Genomic DNA, 15,577 nt, shown 5'->3' on the forward strand with positions numbered 1-15,577 from the left:
TGGACACAAATAGTTGGTTGCGGGGGCCGGATTTGAACCGACGACCTTCGGGTTATGAGCCCGACGAGCTACCGAGCTGCTCCACCCCGCGTCCGTATTGTACTGCCACCACAAGAGACAGAGCAGTTGCCCCTTGCTGTCTTCGTCTCCACCGCAGCGCGATGCGCTTGCCATGAACACAAATAGTTGGTTGCGGGGGCCGGATTTGAACCGACGACCTTCGGGTTATGAGCCCGACGAGCTACCGAGCTGCTCCACCCCGCGTCCGTATTTCTTTCGTTCAGGCTGAGCAGTAGCCTGTTCGAATTCTCTTGTTTATCAAAACATTGCAAGGCAATCCTGATACAAGAACTCAGATGGTTGCGGGGGCCAGATTTGAACTGACGACCTTCGGGTTATGAGCCCGACGAGCTACCGGGCTGCTCCACCCCGCGTCTGAGGTCGCCAATAATAGGCGCCGGCGCTCAGATTGCAAGTAAATATCCTAAAAAAACTTCATTCGAAGATTAAACCGGCACAAATCGCAGGAATTTGCAACAGAGCGCCGATTTTTCAGACAAGCAGGTTTGGGGCCAGCTTGGCGCACTACACTCAGATGGTTTGTAACTCCTCGTTTTGGGTAGGTTTATCATGCGCATCTCCGCCGGTCATTGCCGTCAATTGGGGGCCACACCCGAGCACGACGGCGTCAACTTCGCCATCTGGGCTCGCCTCGCCAGCCGGGTCGAACTGCTGCTGTTCGCCAGTGCCGACGATACCACCCCTGAGGTGATCCCTTTGTCACCCCGTCTCAATCGCACTGCCTACTACTGGCACATCCATATAGAGGGCATCGAGCTCGGTCAACGCTATGCCTATCGCATCCAGGGCCCCTGGCGCCCCTACTACGGCACCCGCTTCGATGCGGACAAGGTGCTGCTGGACCCTTATGGCCGCAGCATCGAGCTGGGTGCCAACTACGATCGCTGGGCGGCGGCCCGCCCCGGCAGCAACCTGGCGGAGTGTGCCAAGAACCGGGTGGTGGACACCCGCCACTACGACTGGGAGGGGGACAAGCTGCCCGCCCACTCCCTCTCCCGCTCGGTGATCTACGAGCTGCATCTGGGGGGCTTCACCAAGTCGCCGAATTCAGGGGTCGACCCCGCCTTGCGCGGCACCTACCTCGGCCTCATCGAGAAGATCCCCTATCTGCAATCCCTCGGCGTCACAGCGGTCGAGCTGCTGCCGGTGTTCCAGTTCGATCCCCAGGACTCCCCCAGAGGGCTCTCCAACTACTGGGGTTACAGCCCCATGTCGTTCTTTGCCCCCCACGCCCAGTACGCCAGCGGCGAGGATCCCCTCACCGAGTTTCGCGACATGGTCAAGGCACTGCACCGGGCCAACATCGAGGTGATCCTGGACGTGGTCTACAACCACACCGCCGAGGGGGGCGACGATGGCCCCACCTTCTCGTTTCGCGGCATCGACAACGAGGCCTACTACATCCTCGACGCCAATCAGAAGGACACCAACTATTCGGGCTGCGGCAACACCTTCAACGGTGCCCACCCGGTGGTGCTGCGCATGATCATGGACAGCCTCCACTTCTGGCGCCAGGAGATGCACGTGGACGGCTTTCGTTTCGACCTGGCGGCCATTTTGTCGCGGGACGAGTCGGGCCAGCCCCAGGCCAATGCGCCAACCCTGCGCACCATCGATACCGATCCTCGCATCGCCGACATCAAGCTCATTGCCGAGGCCTGGGATGCGGGGGGCCTCTATCAGGTGGGTAGCCTGGCCGGCGCCCGCTGGCGCGAGTGGAACGGCCAGTTCAGGGACGACGTGCGCCGCTTTCTGCGCGGGGATGACAATGCGGTGATGCCCTTCGTGGAGCGGCTGTGCGGCAGCCCGGACATCTACCACTACCATCACGCCGATCCGGAGAAAAGTATCAACTTCGTCACCTGCCACGACGGCTTCACCCTGTGGGACTGGGCCAGCTACAACGGCAAGCACAACGACGCCAATGGCGAGCAGAACCGGGACGGCTGCGATCACAACTTCAGCTGGAATCATGGTGAGGAGGGGCCGAGCGAGGATCCCCAGATCAACGCCCTGCGGCTGCGACAGGCCAAGAACATGATGGTGGCCACCCTGCTCTCGGTGGGCTCCCCCATGCTGCTGATGGGGGACGAGGTGCTGCGCACCCAGCACGGCAACAACAACGGCTACTGCCAGGACAACGACACCTGCTGGATGCAGTGGCAGCCTGATGCCATGGGCCAGGAGATGTTCCGCTTCATGAAGGAGCTGATCCAGTATCGCAAGCACCTGTTCCAGCGCCCGGAGCAGGAGAGCATGCCGCTGTCGCTGACCGAGATCCTGCGCCACAGCGAGATCTGCTGGCACGGGGTCAACGCCGCCCAGCCAGACTTCAGCCCTCACTCCCACGCCATCGCCATGTCAGCCCTGTCGAGCGAAACCCGGCTGGCCCTCTACGTGCTGTTCAACGCCTACTGGGAGCCGCTCACCTTCAATCTGCCAAGCCCCCCCAAGGGGGTCGGTGGCTACTGGCGCCGGATCCTGGACACCGCCCTGCCCTCGCCCGAGGACATCAGCACCTTCGGTATGCCGCTGGAGGGGCTGACCCGGGAGTACCTGGCCCAACCGCGCAGCAGTTGCCTCTTCATCTGCGGTGCCGACGACTTTTACTAGGGGCTGCTTGCGGCCAGCAAAAAGCCCACCCCGGGCAACCGGGGTGGGCTTTTTCATGACGCCAGTCTGTCAGGCCAGCTGGTGTAGCACGCTGGTCGCCGCAAGCTGGGCGATGATGAGACCGCACAGGGCGGTGGAGACCACCACCGGGGCCGTCTCCTGCTGGCGATAGAGCGGGCTGAACCAGAGCAGCAAGGCCGCGATCAGCAGGGCAGCCTGGGTCAGTACAGCGGGGATCAGCGCATCGAGGCCGGCACTGCTTCCCTGCCAGCCCACCAGCACCGCCAGCCAGAGCAGACTCAGGATGGCGGCCACCAGCCCGGCCAGCGGCAACAGGGTATTGAACGCCTGCAGGCGGTGACGGGCCCGCAGCAGCATCAAATGGGCGAAGGCCGCCCCCAGCAGCACCATCTGCAGCAGGCCGCCAAGCCAGCCCTGGATCTGCAGCAAGCCGATGCCATAGACCAGCAGCGGCATGGCTGGCAGCCAGAACAGCGTGGCGGGAATGGCGCGCTTGCCCTCCAGCCTGGATTGGGCCAGCGACAGCACCACCCCCAGGATCAGGGCGGCAGCACCACTCCAGATCAGCCAGTCGGCCGCCTTGGCCTCCACCGCCAGCATCAGGGAGAGGCCGGTGATCACCCAGACCGAGAAGAGCTGGGTAGTGATCCGCGAGCGCTGGCCCGGGCAGAGATCACCGCGCCAGAGCACCAGGCCCAGGGCGATGAGGGCCCCCAGCGCCATCAGGCCGGTCAGGGGAAAGAGCCAAAAAGGGAGTTGGACAAACATGACGCCTCCAGCAGCAAGGATTCAGAACGCGCCGTTGGGCGCCGGATGAAGGGGCCGAGTATACCCAAAGCCGCCGCCATCCCCAATCCCTGCCGGGAGCGCGGCCGTCATTGAGCACTAGCGATCAGACATCGGCAACGGGAGCCGGCCGCCTTGCCAGCCAAGAATGCCGGGCCCTCGCCATCCGCTGCGGCCCGAGCTGGCAGCGGTCAGCCCTGGCCGCGGGCCAGCGCCACCACCCGGGCGAACATCTGACGCAGCACCGGCGGGATGTGCTCGCCGCCGAGCCGCTCCGCCTCCTCCACCACCGCCAGCGCCATGCCCGGCTTGCTGCGATGGTGAATCGCCTTGTTGATGATGCGCCCGGCGTTGAGGGTCGAGCGCCCCCCCACACCGGCTTCACGCCGGAACACCGCCTCGAAGCCGTTGTGATAGAGGTAGTGCTCTATGTCCGCCGCCGGCAACTGGGTCAAGCGATCCCGCTCTCGCTCGCCCTTGAGCAGGGAGCGGGCCGAAGTGGCGTACTTGACCCCCGCCTCGTCGCCGTCGGTGAGCAGATGCCACTCGATGCCGAAATCTCGCGCCACCTTGATGAGCGGAGACTGGCCGCACTGGGCGAACTCGATGATCCGCACCCCCTCCGCTCGCAGGCTGTAGCCGCAGATCTGGGCGAGTTCGGAGAGCAGCCAGATCTCGGTCTCCCCCTCCACCAGCAGCCAGCAGCGGGCAAACATCGACATGGGGCGGTTGATGCGCACATGGAAGGCAATCTTGCGCAGATCGTCGCTGCTGTAGCGCTCGCCCCCCAGCTGATGGCAGACGATGTCCTGCTGGCGGCGCACCAGCCGGCGGATCTGGTTGAGAGGCAGCGAAGATAGCAGGTCCCCCGAATTGGTGGTGAGCAGCTTCTGCCCCGGCAACTGCTCCAGCAGCCCCCAGGCCAGCGCCAGCATGGTGGGGTGCAGACGGCTCTCCGGGTCTTCCAGGATCATGATGGGGCGCGCGCCCTGCTCCAGCTCCCGGTTGCCCCGTGCCTGCAGCAGGGTGGCCGCCATGCCCGCCATCGCCAGCTGCAGCGCCCGGTTGTCGGCATTGCGCAGCAGCGCCTGCAGATTGCCGGGGTTGCGCAGGGTCATGGGGCGATTGACGATCTCCCGCTGGCTGCGCGGCTTGTTCTTGATGGGGGCCAGCGCGTTGAAGTAGTGATCCATCAGCTGGCGCACCGCCTGCAACGCCTCCTTGAGCTCGGGCTCGCCGATGCGCTGGGGCTCGTCGATCAGCTTGTCGGCCAGCTCGCTCAGCCGGTGCTCGGAGAGATCCCCCCACTGCAGGGTCTCCACCCCGTTGCGGGCGGTACGGGCATCCCGCAGCCGGAACACCGGGTTCATGGTGATGAGCAGGCAGACCAGCTCATGGGCATCGTCGATGGGCAGGCTCTTGCCGATGCCGTCGAGAAAGTCGTGGGTGGTGGTGACGCTGCCATCGCTCTGCAGTTCGGCGCTGGCGCGGTAGTGAATGCGGTGAAACTTGTCCTTGTGCTTGACCCAGGCCGCGCCAAGTCTAGCCAGCCGGCGGGAGTGCAGGCACATCTGGGGTCTGTGCTCGCTGAAGGTGAGCACCAGTTGCAGGTGGCGGGCCGGCTCGAGTTCGGGATCTTCAGGCTGGTGGAAATCATCGCTGCTGAACTGATAGGGCTCGGCATCCTGACCCAACAGACACCAGAGGGCGCGCAGCAGGCTGGACTTGCCCCAGGCGTTTTCGCCGATGAGCACTGTGGTGTTGTCCAGCCCGAGCGAGAGGCGATTTATTCCGCGAAAACCTTTGACTTCAATGCGTTCCAGAAACATGCGGCCATATCCAGTCCATCCTGATGGCGCAATAGTGGCAAAGTTGTCGGGAAAATCCTATCGGGTCGTGGCGATTTTCAGCGGGAACTGTGAGGAACGAGCGGTTCGGGCGGGGTCGGCATGCCAAGGCGGCCCTGAGGGGCATTCCAGTGGCTGAACCAGAGGTGGCGGGTACGGGTCTGACGTTTGCGATGATTCAAGGGCAACTCCTGTGCAGGTTGAAGGAACGAGGCTCCCCCTCGTTGCCGACCAATCTGCCGCTTATCTGTGACAGGAGGATGACAGCTGGCTGCGCCACTGGCCTGGCGTCAGACCAAACGCCTCCCGGAAGCGGTTGCCAAGGTGGGCCTGGGACGAGAAGCCGCACTGGATGGCGATGCTGGCCAGGGAGTCGGCGCCGGCCAGCAGCTGCTTGGCCCGCTTGAGCCGCAGCCCCAGCAGGTAGCGATGGGGCGGACAGCCGAGGCTCTGGCCGAACATGCGGGCAAAGTGGTATTCGCTCAGGCCCGCCTCCTGCGCCAGCTCGGCCAGGGTGACAGGCTCGGCCAGATGGGCCAGCAGGTACTCCTGCACCCGCCGGATCACCGCCGGCGCCAGGCCGCCACGCACCTCGGGCAGGGGCGGCGCCTCCCGGGTGTGGTGGCGATAGGCGTGCAGCATCAGCATCCAGGCGCCGTGGGAGAGCGCCATCCGGTCCACCTGGTGCTGCCAGTCCAGCTGCATCAGCTGGCCCTGCACCAGGGTGGCGGCCTTGGGATCGTCGATGAAGGTCTTGTCTTCCAGCAGCAGATGGCGCCCCTCCTTGTCGCACACCTCTTCGGCGATGCGGGTCAGGTGGGCCGGGGTGAAGTAGAGGTGGAAGAAGCGAAACTCCTCGCGCACCAGCCACTCGGATCTGTGGTGATCCGGCATGATGCACACCTTGCCGGTGCCGCCGTGGCCGCCCGGGCCGTCCAGCCGCTCGGTCTGCTCGCCCCCTTGCAGGTAGACGCTCAGGGTATGGTGGCCCGGCTTGTGGTAGCGGGTCTGATCGTAACAATTGCGCCAGCTGGCAACGCCAAGGCCGGGCTCCAGCCAGCAGGCGTTCTCCAGTCGCGCGCCCGTGCTGACCAGTGCATCGAATACTCCCGCCGGCTTAGTCTGCAGCACCCGCTCTGTTCCTCTTCTCTTGTTGCTTGCCTGATGGCCCTTGTGCGCCATCTTAACGCGGCGCAGCGGCAAAGGCTGCGGCTGCCCGCAAAAAACCGCAAGATGGTGTAAGCCCGCCGCCACCGCCCGCTGCATGCTGATCCCATGTCGTTGTCATCTCACCGGATACCCCATGAATCTGATGCTCTATCTTGCCACCGTCCTTATCTGGGGCAGCACCTGGATCGCCATCGCCTGGCAGCTTGGCCCCATTCCCATCGAGGTCTCTGTGCTCTATCGCTTCGCCCTGGCGGCGCTGGCGCTGTTTGCCCTGCTCACCGCCAGCGGCCGTTTCCCGCGCCTGCCCTGGGCCGGTCAGCGCTATGCGGCCCTGCTCGGCGGCCTGCTCTTTTCCACCAACTTCCTCTGTTTCTATCACGCCACCCTCTACATTCCGAGCGGCCTGTCGGCGGTGATCTTCGCCAGTGCCAGCATCTTCAACGGCCTCAACCTCTGGCTGTTCGAGGGGAAAAGACCCGGCCTGCGCTGGCTGCAAGGATCCTTGCTGGGGCTCCTTGGCACCCTCTTGCTGTTCTGGCCGGTGCTGGCGGATGCGCAACTGGGTGCAAACGGCTGGAAGGGGCTGCTGCTCGCCTGCGGCGGTACCCTCTGCTTCTCGCTCGGCAACCTGGTCTCGGCCCGCGGCCAGCGCCAGGGCTACCATGTGCTGCAGCTGGTGCCATGGGGCATGGTCTACGGGGTGGTGTTGCTGCTGGGCTGGGTCACCCTGCTCGGCCAGCAGCTGGTGATCCCGACCGACGGTCACTACCTGGCGGCCATGGTCTATCTCGCCCTGTTCGGTTCGGTCATCGCCTTCACGGCCTACCTCACCCTGGTGGGGCGGATCGGGGCCAGCAAGGCCTCCTATGCCACCGTGCTGTTCCCCCTGGTGGCGCTGACGCTCTCCACCTTCTACGAGGGGTTCGTCTGGCAGCCGGTGTCGGTGGTCGGCGTGGTGGTGAGCCTCATCGGCAACCTGGTGATCTTCGCCCCGCCCGTCAAGGCGTGGCGCTGGCCGCTGGCACGGGCTACAAACGGTACTTGCCCCTGATGCCACCAGCCCCTAAGGTAACCGCTTTCAACAGACGAGGATGGGAGAGAGCATGTTACTGGAAGGGCTGGAGACACTCTGCCTGCTGGCGAGCGAGGGCACCATGGCCAAGGTCGCAAGCCGCCTCTACATCAGCCAGTCGGCGGTCAGCAAGCGCATCGCCCAGCTGGAACAGCGCCTTGGCAAGAAGCTCATCGAGCCGGATGGGCGCCACACCCGCCTCACCCCCCAGGCCAGGGAGCTGCTCACCCGGGTGGCCCCGAGTCTGGCCGAGATGAAGGGGGTGCTGACGGACAGCCAGATCCTCACCGACCAGACCCCCCTGCCCGTCGCCTGCTCCGAGACCCTCCTGGCGGGCTACCTCGCCCGCTTCATGCACAACTACCTCGAGCAGGATCCCCATATCGCCCTCTCCACCCACCACACGCCGGTGATCCTGGCCCGGGTGCGCGGCGGCGACGCCCTGCTCGGCATCTGCGCCGGGCGCCTGCCACCGGGCCACGGACTTGAAGCTTCACTGCTGCTGGAGGAGCCCTTCTATCTGGTGGAGGGCGATCAGCGCGAGGGGAAAAACGCCGATCAAGGGCTGCGCCAGATCCTCACCATGGACCTGGACAACCCCTCCAACCGCTATCTGCGCGAACCGCTGGCGGCCCTTGGCCTTACCCCCGCCATGGAGCTCGACTCCTACCTGGCGCTGATCGAGCTGGCCAAGGCCGGTATCGGCCCAGTGCTGCTGCCGGCCGGCCTGCTGGCGCTGGTCGGCGCACAGGGGACCCAGGCTCGCCCCCTCGCCGGGCTCGCTCGCCCGCTGCACCTGGTCTATCGGCCAAACAGCCTCAAGCGTGCGCGTATCGCCCAGCTGGTGCAGGCCCTGCAAGCCCACTTCCAGCCGCTGGCCGGCTGAGCGCCACAACGCAAGGGGGCCCGATCTTGCGGATCGGGCCCCCTTGCATTGACAGCCGTGACTGCCGCTGTCAGCGAAAAGCGCTTACCCCAGCCAGGCAAATAGCTCGGGGTACTGGCTCCACACCAGCTTGGCGGACATCAGCAAGGAGACGGTCACCAGCAGCGGCTTGATCAGCTTGACCCCTTGCTTGAGCACCATTTTCGAGCCGAAACGGGCGCCGATGAACTGGCCCAGCGCCATGCAGAAGCCAACGCTCCACACCACCTTGCCCCCCAGCGCGAAAAACAGCAGTGAAGCGATATTGGAGGTGAAGTTGAGCAACTTGGTGTGAGCGGTAGCCCGCGCCATGCCAAAGCCCGCCAGCGCCACGAAACCGATGGCAAAAAACGATCCCGTGCCCGGTCCGAAGAAGCCGTCATAAAAACCCACCCCGCCGCCCACCAGCAGGGCGAACGCCATGGGGGCGAGGCGGCGAGAGCTCTCGGCATCGCTCACCCGGGGGGAGAAGAAGAAGTAGCAGGCGAAGGCCATCAGCAGGAAGGGCAGCAACCGCTCCAGGATGGCGGCGTCGATGGTCTGCACCGCCAGGGTGCCGAGCGCCGCGCCGATGAAGGTGCAGATCACCGCCGGCCAGATGATGTGCCACTCCAGCAGCCCCTTGCGGGCATAGAACCAGGTGGCGGAGAAGGAGCCGAAACTGCTCTGCAGCTTGTTGGTGCCGAGCACCAGCGCCGGCGGCATGCCGGTGGCGAGCAGGGCAGGCACCGTCAGCAGGCCGCCCCCACCGGCAATGGCATCGATAAAGCCGGCCACCAGGGCCACGCCGAACAGGGCAAGCAGGGTAAACAGTTCCAATTCCATCCATAGCCTCACAACATTGACGGGGCCGGCAAGGGCCCGCACAGCGCAGGCTCGCCATGAGCCTGATGAACACCGCTGGTCGCTATCCTAATGGGGCTTGGCTCATGAGGCTAACGAAACAGTGGCAGGCAATTGATTCCTGATTTTCATCAATTAATCCCCCCTGTGAAGCGGCTGGCAAGCATATCGGCCCCCTCACCCACCCTGTTCAGGCAGCATCGGGCGCGCAGGTCGCCCCATCGCCTTTGATGTCGGCCAACGCCTGCTGCAGGTGAGCTTCATCCTCGCCGGGGGCCCGGCTGACCCGGCCCGCCATGTAGCGGCTGCTGAAGAGATTGAACCAGAGTTGCAACGCCTGCCCCGCTGCCAGCTCGCCGGCCACCTCCAGCACGCAGGCCGCCACCTCGGCGGTACACAGGTGCTCGTCGCAGTGGGCTACCCGCATGCCATAGGTGGAGAGCGCATCGGGCTTGATGGAGAGCACCGGAAAGTCGTCCAGATAGGGGCTCTTGTTGAACATCTTGCGCGCCTCGGGCCAGGTGCCGTCCAGCAGGATGAACAGCGGCTTCTTGCCAGGAACCGGGGTCACCACCGAGGTGAGCCGGGCCGGTGCCTTCTCGCAGGCGGGAAACACCACATAGGGCTGCCAGGCGGGATCCGCCAGCAGGGCCAGCAGCTCGGGATGGGGCTTGGTGCGCGACCAGAGAAACGCCCAGGTGGTATCCGGCAGCACATCGGCGATGAGACGGCCGGTGTTGGAAGGCTTCATCGGCTCGCTGTCGTACATCAGCAGGCAGAAGCCGGCCTCAGCCTTGAGCTCGGGGCGCCACTCGCAGGCACACCAGTCGTGGCGCAGCTGGCAAGCTTCGCAGCGCGGCACGCTGCCGCCACGGGCGAGAAAGGGTCGGGTCGAGACGCTCTTGCGCCAGATGCGCAGGCGATTGACGGCGTGGTCGGGAATTGGCTTCATGGAACGCGGCTCTGGCGATGCCTGTGGCAGGACAAAAAGGGGGCAGATTGTAGCGAGCCGTCCACCGCGCAGCAAGGCCCCCCATCCGGGACAAGCCGGGAGGCCACGCCTCTCTATACTTGGTCGTCAACCCATGCACCCACGCATGGGACACAGGAGGACGACGATGGCAGAACAAGATATTGCCCGAGAGCACGCCCTGGCCGAAGGCACTACCTTCACTTGGCACGAGCTCTATCTGCCCGATGCCGAGGCCGGGATCCGTTTCTACACCGAGGTGCTCGGCTGGGAGAGCCAGACCATGGCGATGGAAGGCGGCGACTACCCCATGTTGGTTGCCAATGGCAGACCGATCGCCGGCGTGCAGGCCACCCGGGGCAATCCCGAGATGGCCGGCGTGCCACCCCACTGGGCAACCTATATCGCGGTGGATGACGTCGATGCCAGGGTGCTCAAGGTCAACCAGCACGGCGGCAGCGTGGTGGTGCCCGCCATGAATATCCCGGGGGTCGGGCGCATGGCCCTGATTGCAGATCCACAAGGGGCGCACATCTGGCTGTTCACCCCTGACCCTATGTGACATCGCCTACCGCAACAACGACAGAGGGGCCCGCAGGCCCCTCTTCATCATTCAGCTAGCCCTGCTCGGGCGCCGGCCTCAGACCGCCTTGCGCAGGATCTGCTCAAGGTAGTCGGCGAAGCGGTGACCGTGATGCTCCAGCAGTTTCGGGAACATGGAGATGGAGGTCATGCCCGGGAAAGTATTGATTTCGTTCAGCAGGATCTCGCCCTCTTCGGTCAGGAAGAAGTCGATACGCGACAGGTGGGTCAGTTTGAGCTGACGGAACGCCTTGAGCGCGTATTCGTGAATGGCGTCAGCCTGCGCCTGGGTCAACCCCTCGGCGCGCAGTGCGGTCTCGGTGTGACTGGCGCTGCTGTACTTCTCTTCATAGGTGTAGAACTTGTCCTGCGGCACGCAGATCTCGCCCGGATAGGTGGCCACCAGCTCGTCACCGTATTGGTACACCGCCACTTCCAGCTCGCGCGGCTTGACCGCTTTTTCGATCAGTACCTGCTCGGAATAACCGAAGGCATCGGCAATGCCCTTCACCAGATCCGCTTCGTTGCTGGCGGAGTAGCAGCCAACGGAAGAGCCCTGGGAGGCCGCCTTGATGAAGACCTTGCCCCACTTGGCCAGCGCGGCTTTCGCCTCGCTCAGCGCCGCGTCGTTCTGCTCGGTCAGGAACAGATAAGGGGTGTTGGGGATGCCGATGGCGGAGAGCCACAGCTTGGTGCTGATCTTGTTGAAGCAGATCTTGCTCGCCTCGGCGTCGCAGCCCAGATAAGGCAGGCCCGCCAGCTCGAGGAAGGATTGCAGGTCGCCGGTCTCGCCAGGGTAGCCGTGGATGCAGGGCACCACGTAATCCACCGGCCGGGCCACGCTGTCAAACGACAGCAGCTTGTCCAGCCCCAGCTTGCATTCGCGGCCATCGGCGCTGAGCCAGCGGTCGGCAAACATCTCGACCCGGGTCACTTCCACGCCGGGCAGGAGGGAGAGCTGTTTTTCGAGGAAATTGGCACTGCGCAGCGAGACTTCGTGCTCGGAGCCACCGCCGCCGCACAGCAGCAAGACATGGATGTTCTTCATTAGATGTGATCCCTTGGGAAAAGCGGCTTCGCCATCACCATTTAAAACCCAACCGCATTAAAACCGGACGAAGCCAGATACGAAGATAAGTGCGGGCCAGTGTAGCAAGGGAGATCAAGCCTTGTCAGCCGATGGGAGCCCCATCCGCCGACAACGGCCATAAAAATTCCCACCTGTGTCAGAAATTGGATGAAAAGAGCTCAGCGCGGCGGATCGAGCCGGCCGTTGCCGCTGCCGTTGACCCGAAACCAGCCGGCGATGCTGTAGCGCTCCTGGTTGGCGGGCAGCACCTCGTGGGGGAACTCTTCGGATAGAAACAACACCAGTCGTCCGCCCCGGGGCGAGACATCCATCAAAAACTGCTCGTCGTCATCGTACATCCGCAGCACGCCGCCTGCCTGGGGTTGCCAGTCGTTGTTCAAATAGAACACCGAGGTAAGGCGGCGGTTGGATCGCCCGGCGAAGGCATCGCGATGGGTGGCATAGAAGTCGCCGCTGCGATAGCGGGCAAAGTGAGCCTCGTAGTCGAACAGCCCCAGCATCAGCATCTGGTTGGCGGCCAGCCGCAGTGCCTCCATCCTCGCCAGATAGTCGGCCACCGGCGCACCGAGGGAGGGTTCGAGCCAGTGGATCTGATCCCGGCGAATGGAGCGGTTGTCCTGATGCAGGGCATCGCGACCGATCCCGGCCGGCCGCCACGCATCCGGCAGACACGCCTTGAGGGCATCCACCTCGGTGGCGGTTAAAAAATCATCCACTATCACCCATCCCCGGGTGTAAATGGCGTCCATGACGGCTTGATAGTCCAAGATTGACTCGCAACAAGTGGAGAGAGGGCGCTTTTTAGCGACTTCCAGAGCAAGACACAAACCGGTTTGCTTATCCTCAGAAGTCCCACCATCAATACGCTATCCGGGCGCACAAGGCCCCCATTATCTGATCCCCCTCGCCAGCCTGTGATCTGGCGCACTCAAATACCCTCAGACCGGGTTAGATCTTTCATTGCAAAGGGGAAAGCGGCGCTTGCTCCGCGCCGTCGCGCCCGTTACCGTGGAGCGATACGCCCTGAATGGGCCCCATTCAACAGGAGTGCTTGATGTCATTGCCCGACCTAACCCTGCAACGCCTTGATGGTACCGAATTTCCCCTGTCCACCTTGCAAGGCCAGGTCGTGCTGGTGGTCAACGTCGCCAGCCGCTGCGGTTTTACCCCCCAATACACCGGACTGGAGGCGCTCTATCAGGAGCTGGGCCCCGAGGGATTGATGATCCTGGGCTTCCCCTGCGATCAGTTTGGCCACCAGGAGCCGGGAGATGCAGAGGAGATCGCCCGCTTCTGCTCCCTCGACTATCCGGTCAGCTTCCCCATCATGGCCAAGTGCGAGGTCAACGGCGAACAGGCCCACCCCTTCTATCAGTGGCTCAAGCGGGAGCAACCGGGTCTGCTGGGGCTGGAGAACGTCAAGTGGAACTTCACCAAGTTCCTGATCGACCGGGACGGCAAGGTGGTGGCCCGCTTTGCTCCCACCAGCAAACCCGAGAGCCTGCGAGACGATATCCAGGCCCTGCTCTGAGGCCGCTGCACGCGGCGGCCGGACAACGCGACACGGCTGCTGCGTGCAGGGCGCGCATCTGCTATATTACGCCCCCGTTATCATTTCCATCTTGTGGCGGGTGCCAGCGCACCTGCCATCCGCTGAGCCCAAGGCTCACCAGAGGAGTCTCTCTCGAACATGTCATTCAACGAACTGGGTCTGTCTCCGCACATCCTGCGGGCCGTCAAGGAGCTGGGTTACGAACAGCCAACCCCCATCCAGCAACAAGCCATCCCCGCCATTCTGGCCGGACAGGATGTGCTCGGCGGCGCCCAGACAGGCACAGGCAAAACGGCCGGTTTCACCCTGCCCATGCTGCAGCGCCTGCTGGCCAACCATGGCCGTGGCCGCCGTCAGGTGCGGGCCCTGGTGCTGACCCCGACCCGCGAACTGGCCGCCCAGGTGGGTGAGAGCATCATCAAATATGCCCACCACCTGCCGTTTCGCACCCTGATCGCCTACGGCGGCGTCAGCATCAAGCCCAATCTGGACGCCATCAAGCTCGGCATCGACATCCTGGTGGCTACCCCGGGCCGTCTGCTGGATCTGCTGACCCAGGGGGCGCTGACCCTGTCCGAGCTGGAAGTGCTGGTGCTGGACGAAGCGGATCGCATGCTCGACATGGGCTTCATCGTCGACATTCGCCGCATCATGAAGGCACTGCCGGCCGAACGGCAGACCCTGCTGTTCTCCGCCACCTTCTCACACGAGATCAAGGCGCTGGCGGATGACCTGCTCCAAGAACCCACCCTGATCGAGGTGGATCCCAGCAACACCGCCGCCGAGCAGGTGACCCAGCGCATCATCCAGGTCGACCGGGAACGCCGCCGCGAGCTGCTCTCCCACATGATCGGTCGCGGCAACTGGCAGCGGGTGCTGGTGTTCGTGCGCACCAAGCAGATCGCAGATCGCCTGGCCCAGCAGATGCAAAAAGACGGGCTCGATACCGTTGCCATCCACGGCGACAAGAGCCAGGGTGCCCGCAACCGGGCGCTGGCGGATTTTCGGGAAGGCAAGGTTCGAGTGCTGGTGGCGACCGACATCGCCGCCCGCGGCCTCGACATCGATCAGCTGCCCCACGTGATCAACTTCGAGCTGCCCCAGATGGCGGAGGATTACATCCACCGTATCGGTCGCACCGGCCGCGCCGGCCGTGGCGGCGAGGCCATCTCGCTGGTGAGCCAGGACGAACTGGGCCAGCTCAAGGGAATAGAGGCACTGATCGGCCAATCCCTCTCGGTGGAGATCCTGGAAGGGTACGAGCCCAGCGGCAAACCGAGCCGGCAGACCCTGCCGGGCAGCAAGCCGGTACAAAACCCGCCGCGTGCCCGTGGCGCCGCCAATGCCAAGGGTGGCAACGGCAAAACCGCCGCAGGCAAGAGCAAGGCCAAGAGCGATGGCGGCAAGAAGCCTGCCCCAGCCCGCAAGCGGGAAGTGGTGGGCGAGGATATCGGCTTTACCCCCATGCGCCGCCTGCCCAAGGCCCAGCGCGACGACTATCAGGACAACTCCAACGAGGAGTAACAGGCCATCCTGATCCCGTCATAACAAAAAACCGCCTGAGGGCGGTTTTTTACTGGGCCGGTGTCACTGGCCTGTCAGTGTCATATGCAGCAATGGATAGGGCTTGCCCTGCCCGTCCAGCGCCGAACGACCCACCACCTCGAAACCCAGGTGGCGATAAAAGCCGAGCGCCTGCTCATTCTGCTCGTTGACGTCCACCCGGGTCGCCCCCAGCCGGGCGATGGCATCGGCCACCAGCAGGCGGCCAACCCCGCCCCCGCGCAGCGCCGGGTCGACAAACAGCATCTCGATGTTGCCCTCGTGCTCCCCGCAAAAGCCGGCGATACCCTGGTCGTTGCGGGCGCAGGTGAGGGTCACGGCGTCAAAGTAATGTTCCAGGATGAGCTCGCGCAGGGTGGCGATCTCCTCCTCCGGCAAAAAATGATGGGTAGCGCGCACCGACGCCTCCCACAGCGCGATCAGGGCCTGATAATCCCCGCGCGATGGCTGTTCCAGTCTCAT

At 64.2% G+C, this 15,577-nt stretch carries 15 protein-coding genes and 3 tRNA genes; 6 read left to right on the forward strand and 12 right to left on the reverse strand.

The genetic code is table 11. From position 1 onward, the window contains the following. Positions 1–14: 14 nt before the first annotated feature. The 3 genes from AACQ43_RS00005 to AACQ43_RS00015 all read right to left on the reverse strand — a co-directional run bounded on the left by AACQ43_RS00005 (position 15) and on the right by AACQ43_RS00015 (position 434). Positions 15–91: transfer RNA gene (locus AACQ43_RS00005), tRNA-Met, on the reverse strand. Positions 92–187: 96 nt separating this feature from the next. Then, a tRNA-Met gene (locus AACQ43_RS00010) sits at positions 188–264 on the reverse strand. A gap of 93 nt (positions 265–357) precedes the next feature. Next, positions 358–434: transfer RNA gene (locus tag AACQ43_RS00015), tRNA-Met, on the reverse strand. A 196-nt stretch (positions 435–630) separates the two neighbouring features. On the opposite strand from AACQ43_RS00015, the gene glgX reads away from it, so the two are divergent. Beyond that, positions 631–2,694 carry a glycogen debranching protein GlgX gene (glgX, locus tag AACQ43_RS00020; RefSeq protein WP_168965263.1) on the forward strand — a complete coding sequence of 688 codons (2,064 nt, stop codon included), beginning with the start codon at positions 631–633 and terminating at the stop codon, positions 2,692–2,694. Between the two features lie 69 nt (positions 2,695–2,763). Here the strand turns inward: glgX and AACQ43_RS00025 are convergent, their stop codons facing one another. The 4 genes from AACQ43_RS00025 to AACQ43_RS00040 form a co-directional block, all read right to left on the reverse strand. Then, on the reverse strand, positions 2,764–3,483 hold the full coding sequence (locus AACQ43_RS00025) for a hypothetical protein (RefSeq protein WP_076360836.1): 720 nt from the start codon (positions 3,481–3,483) through the stop codon (positions 2,764–2,766). Positions 3,484–3,692: 209 nt separating this feature from the next. After that, the gene (locus AACQ43_RS00030) at positions 3,693–5,330 is read right to left on the reverse strand and encodes an ATP-dependent endonuclease (protein WP_042067495.1); all 1,638 of its coding nucleotides are present in this window, start codon (positions 5,328–5,330) and stop codon (positions 3,693–3,695) included. A gap of 77 nt (positions 5,331–5,407) precedes the next feature. Next, entirely contained in the window at positions 5,408–5,530 is a 123-nt protein-coding gene (locus AACQ43_RS00035; protein WP_254902163.1) for a hypothetical protein, read from the reverse strand. A 61-nt stretch (positions 5,531–5,591) separates the two neighbouring features. Further along, the gene (locus AACQ43_RS00040; RefSeq protein WP_011706232.1) at positions 5,592–6,479 is read right to left on the reverse strand and encodes a helix-turn-helix domain-containing protein; all 888 of its coding nucleotides are present in this window, start codon (positions 6,477–6,479) and stop codon (positions 5,592–5,594) included. A gap of 172 nt (positions 6,480–6,651) precedes the next feature. Here AACQ43_RS00040 and AACQ43_RS00045 point away from each other — a divergent pair, with 172 nt between their 5' ends. After that, complete coding sequence (locus AACQ43_RS00045; protein WP_168965265.1) at positions 6,652–7,569, forward strand: DMT family transporter; 918 nt, start codon at positions 6,652–6,654, stop codon at positions 7,567–7,569. Positions 7,570–7,621: 52 nt separating this feature from the next. Continuing rightward, complete coding sequence (locus AACQ43_RS00050; protein ID WP_168965267.1) at positions 7,622–8,476, forward strand: LysR family transcriptional regulator; 855 nt, start codon at positions 7,622–7,624, stop codon at positions 8,474–8,476. A gap of 84 nt (positions 8,477–8,560) precedes the next feature. On the opposite strand, the gene AACQ43_RS00055 is transcribed toward AACQ43_RS00050, so the two are convergent. Continuing rightward, positions 8,561–9,340 carry a TSUP family transporter gene (locus tag AACQ43_RS00055; RefSeq protein WP_011706235.1) on the reverse strand — a complete coding sequence of 260 codons (780 nt, stop codon included), beginning with the start codon at positions 9,338–9,340 and terminating at the stop codon, positions 8,561–8,563. Between the two features lie 208 nt (positions 9,341–9,548). Next, positions 9,549–10,310 carry a tRNA-uridine aminocarboxypropyltransferase gene (locus tag AACQ43_RS00060; protein WP_168965270.1) on the reverse strand — a complete coding sequence of 254 codons (762 nt, stop codon included), beginning with the start codon at positions 10,308–10,310 and terminating at the stop codon, positions 9,549–9,551. Between the two features lie 166 nt (positions 10,311–10,476). Between AACQ43_RS00060 and AACQ43_RS00065 the strand changes: the two genes are divergently transcribed. Next, a complete protein-coding gene (locus AACQ43_RS00065; RefSeq protein WP_113994869.1) occupies positions 10,477–10,890 on the forward strand; it encodes a VOC family protein in 414 nt (137 codons plus the stop codon). A gap of 78 nt (positions 10,891–10,968) precedes the next feature. On the opposite strand, the gene AACQ43_RS00070 is transcribed toward AACQ43_RS00065, so the two are convergent. Then, a complete protein-coding gene (locus tag AACQ43_RS00070; protein ID WP_011706238.1) occupies positions 10,969–11,958 on the reverse strand; it encodes a D-alanine--D-alanine ligase in 990 nt (329 codons plus the stop codon). Positions 11,959–12,158: 200 nt separating this feature from the next. After that, entirely contained in the window at positions 12,159–12,767 is a 609-nt protein-coding gene (locus AACQ43_RS00075) for a 2OG-Fe(II) oxygenase (RefSeq protein WP_168965272.1), read from the reverse strand. Between the two features lie 287 nt (positions 12,768–13,054). On the opposite strand from AACQ43_RS00075, the gene AACQ43_RS00080 reads away from it, so the two are divergent. Next, positions 13,055–13,531 carry a glutathione peroxidase gene (locus AACQ43_RS00080; RefSeq protein WP_076360842.1) on the forward strand — a complete coding sequence of 159 codons (477 nt, stop codon included), beginning with the start codon at positions 13,055–13,057 and terminating at the stop codon, positions 13,529–13,531. A gap of 159 nt (positions 13,532–13,690) precedes the next feature. Then, positions 13,691–15,076, forward strand: coding sequence for a DEAD/DEAH box helicase (locus AACQ43_RS00085; protein ID WP_168965274.1), 1,386 nt, complete (start codon positions 13,691–13,693; stop codon positions 15,074–15,076). 63 nt (positions 15,077–15,139) lie between these two features. Here the strand turns inward: AACQ43_RS00085 and AACQ43_RS00090 are convergent, their stop codons facing one another. Further along, entirely contained in the window at positions 15,140–15,577 is a 438-nt protein-coding gene (locus AACQ43_RS00090) for an acetyltransferase (protein WP_168965276.1), read from the reverse strand.

The sequence above is a fragment of the Aeromonas sp. DNRA1 genome (genome assembly GCF_963888745.1).
GTDB classification, from domain to species: Bacteria; Pseudomonadota; Gammaproteobacteria; order Enterobacterales; family Aeromonadaceae; genus Aeromonas; species Aeromonas hydrophila.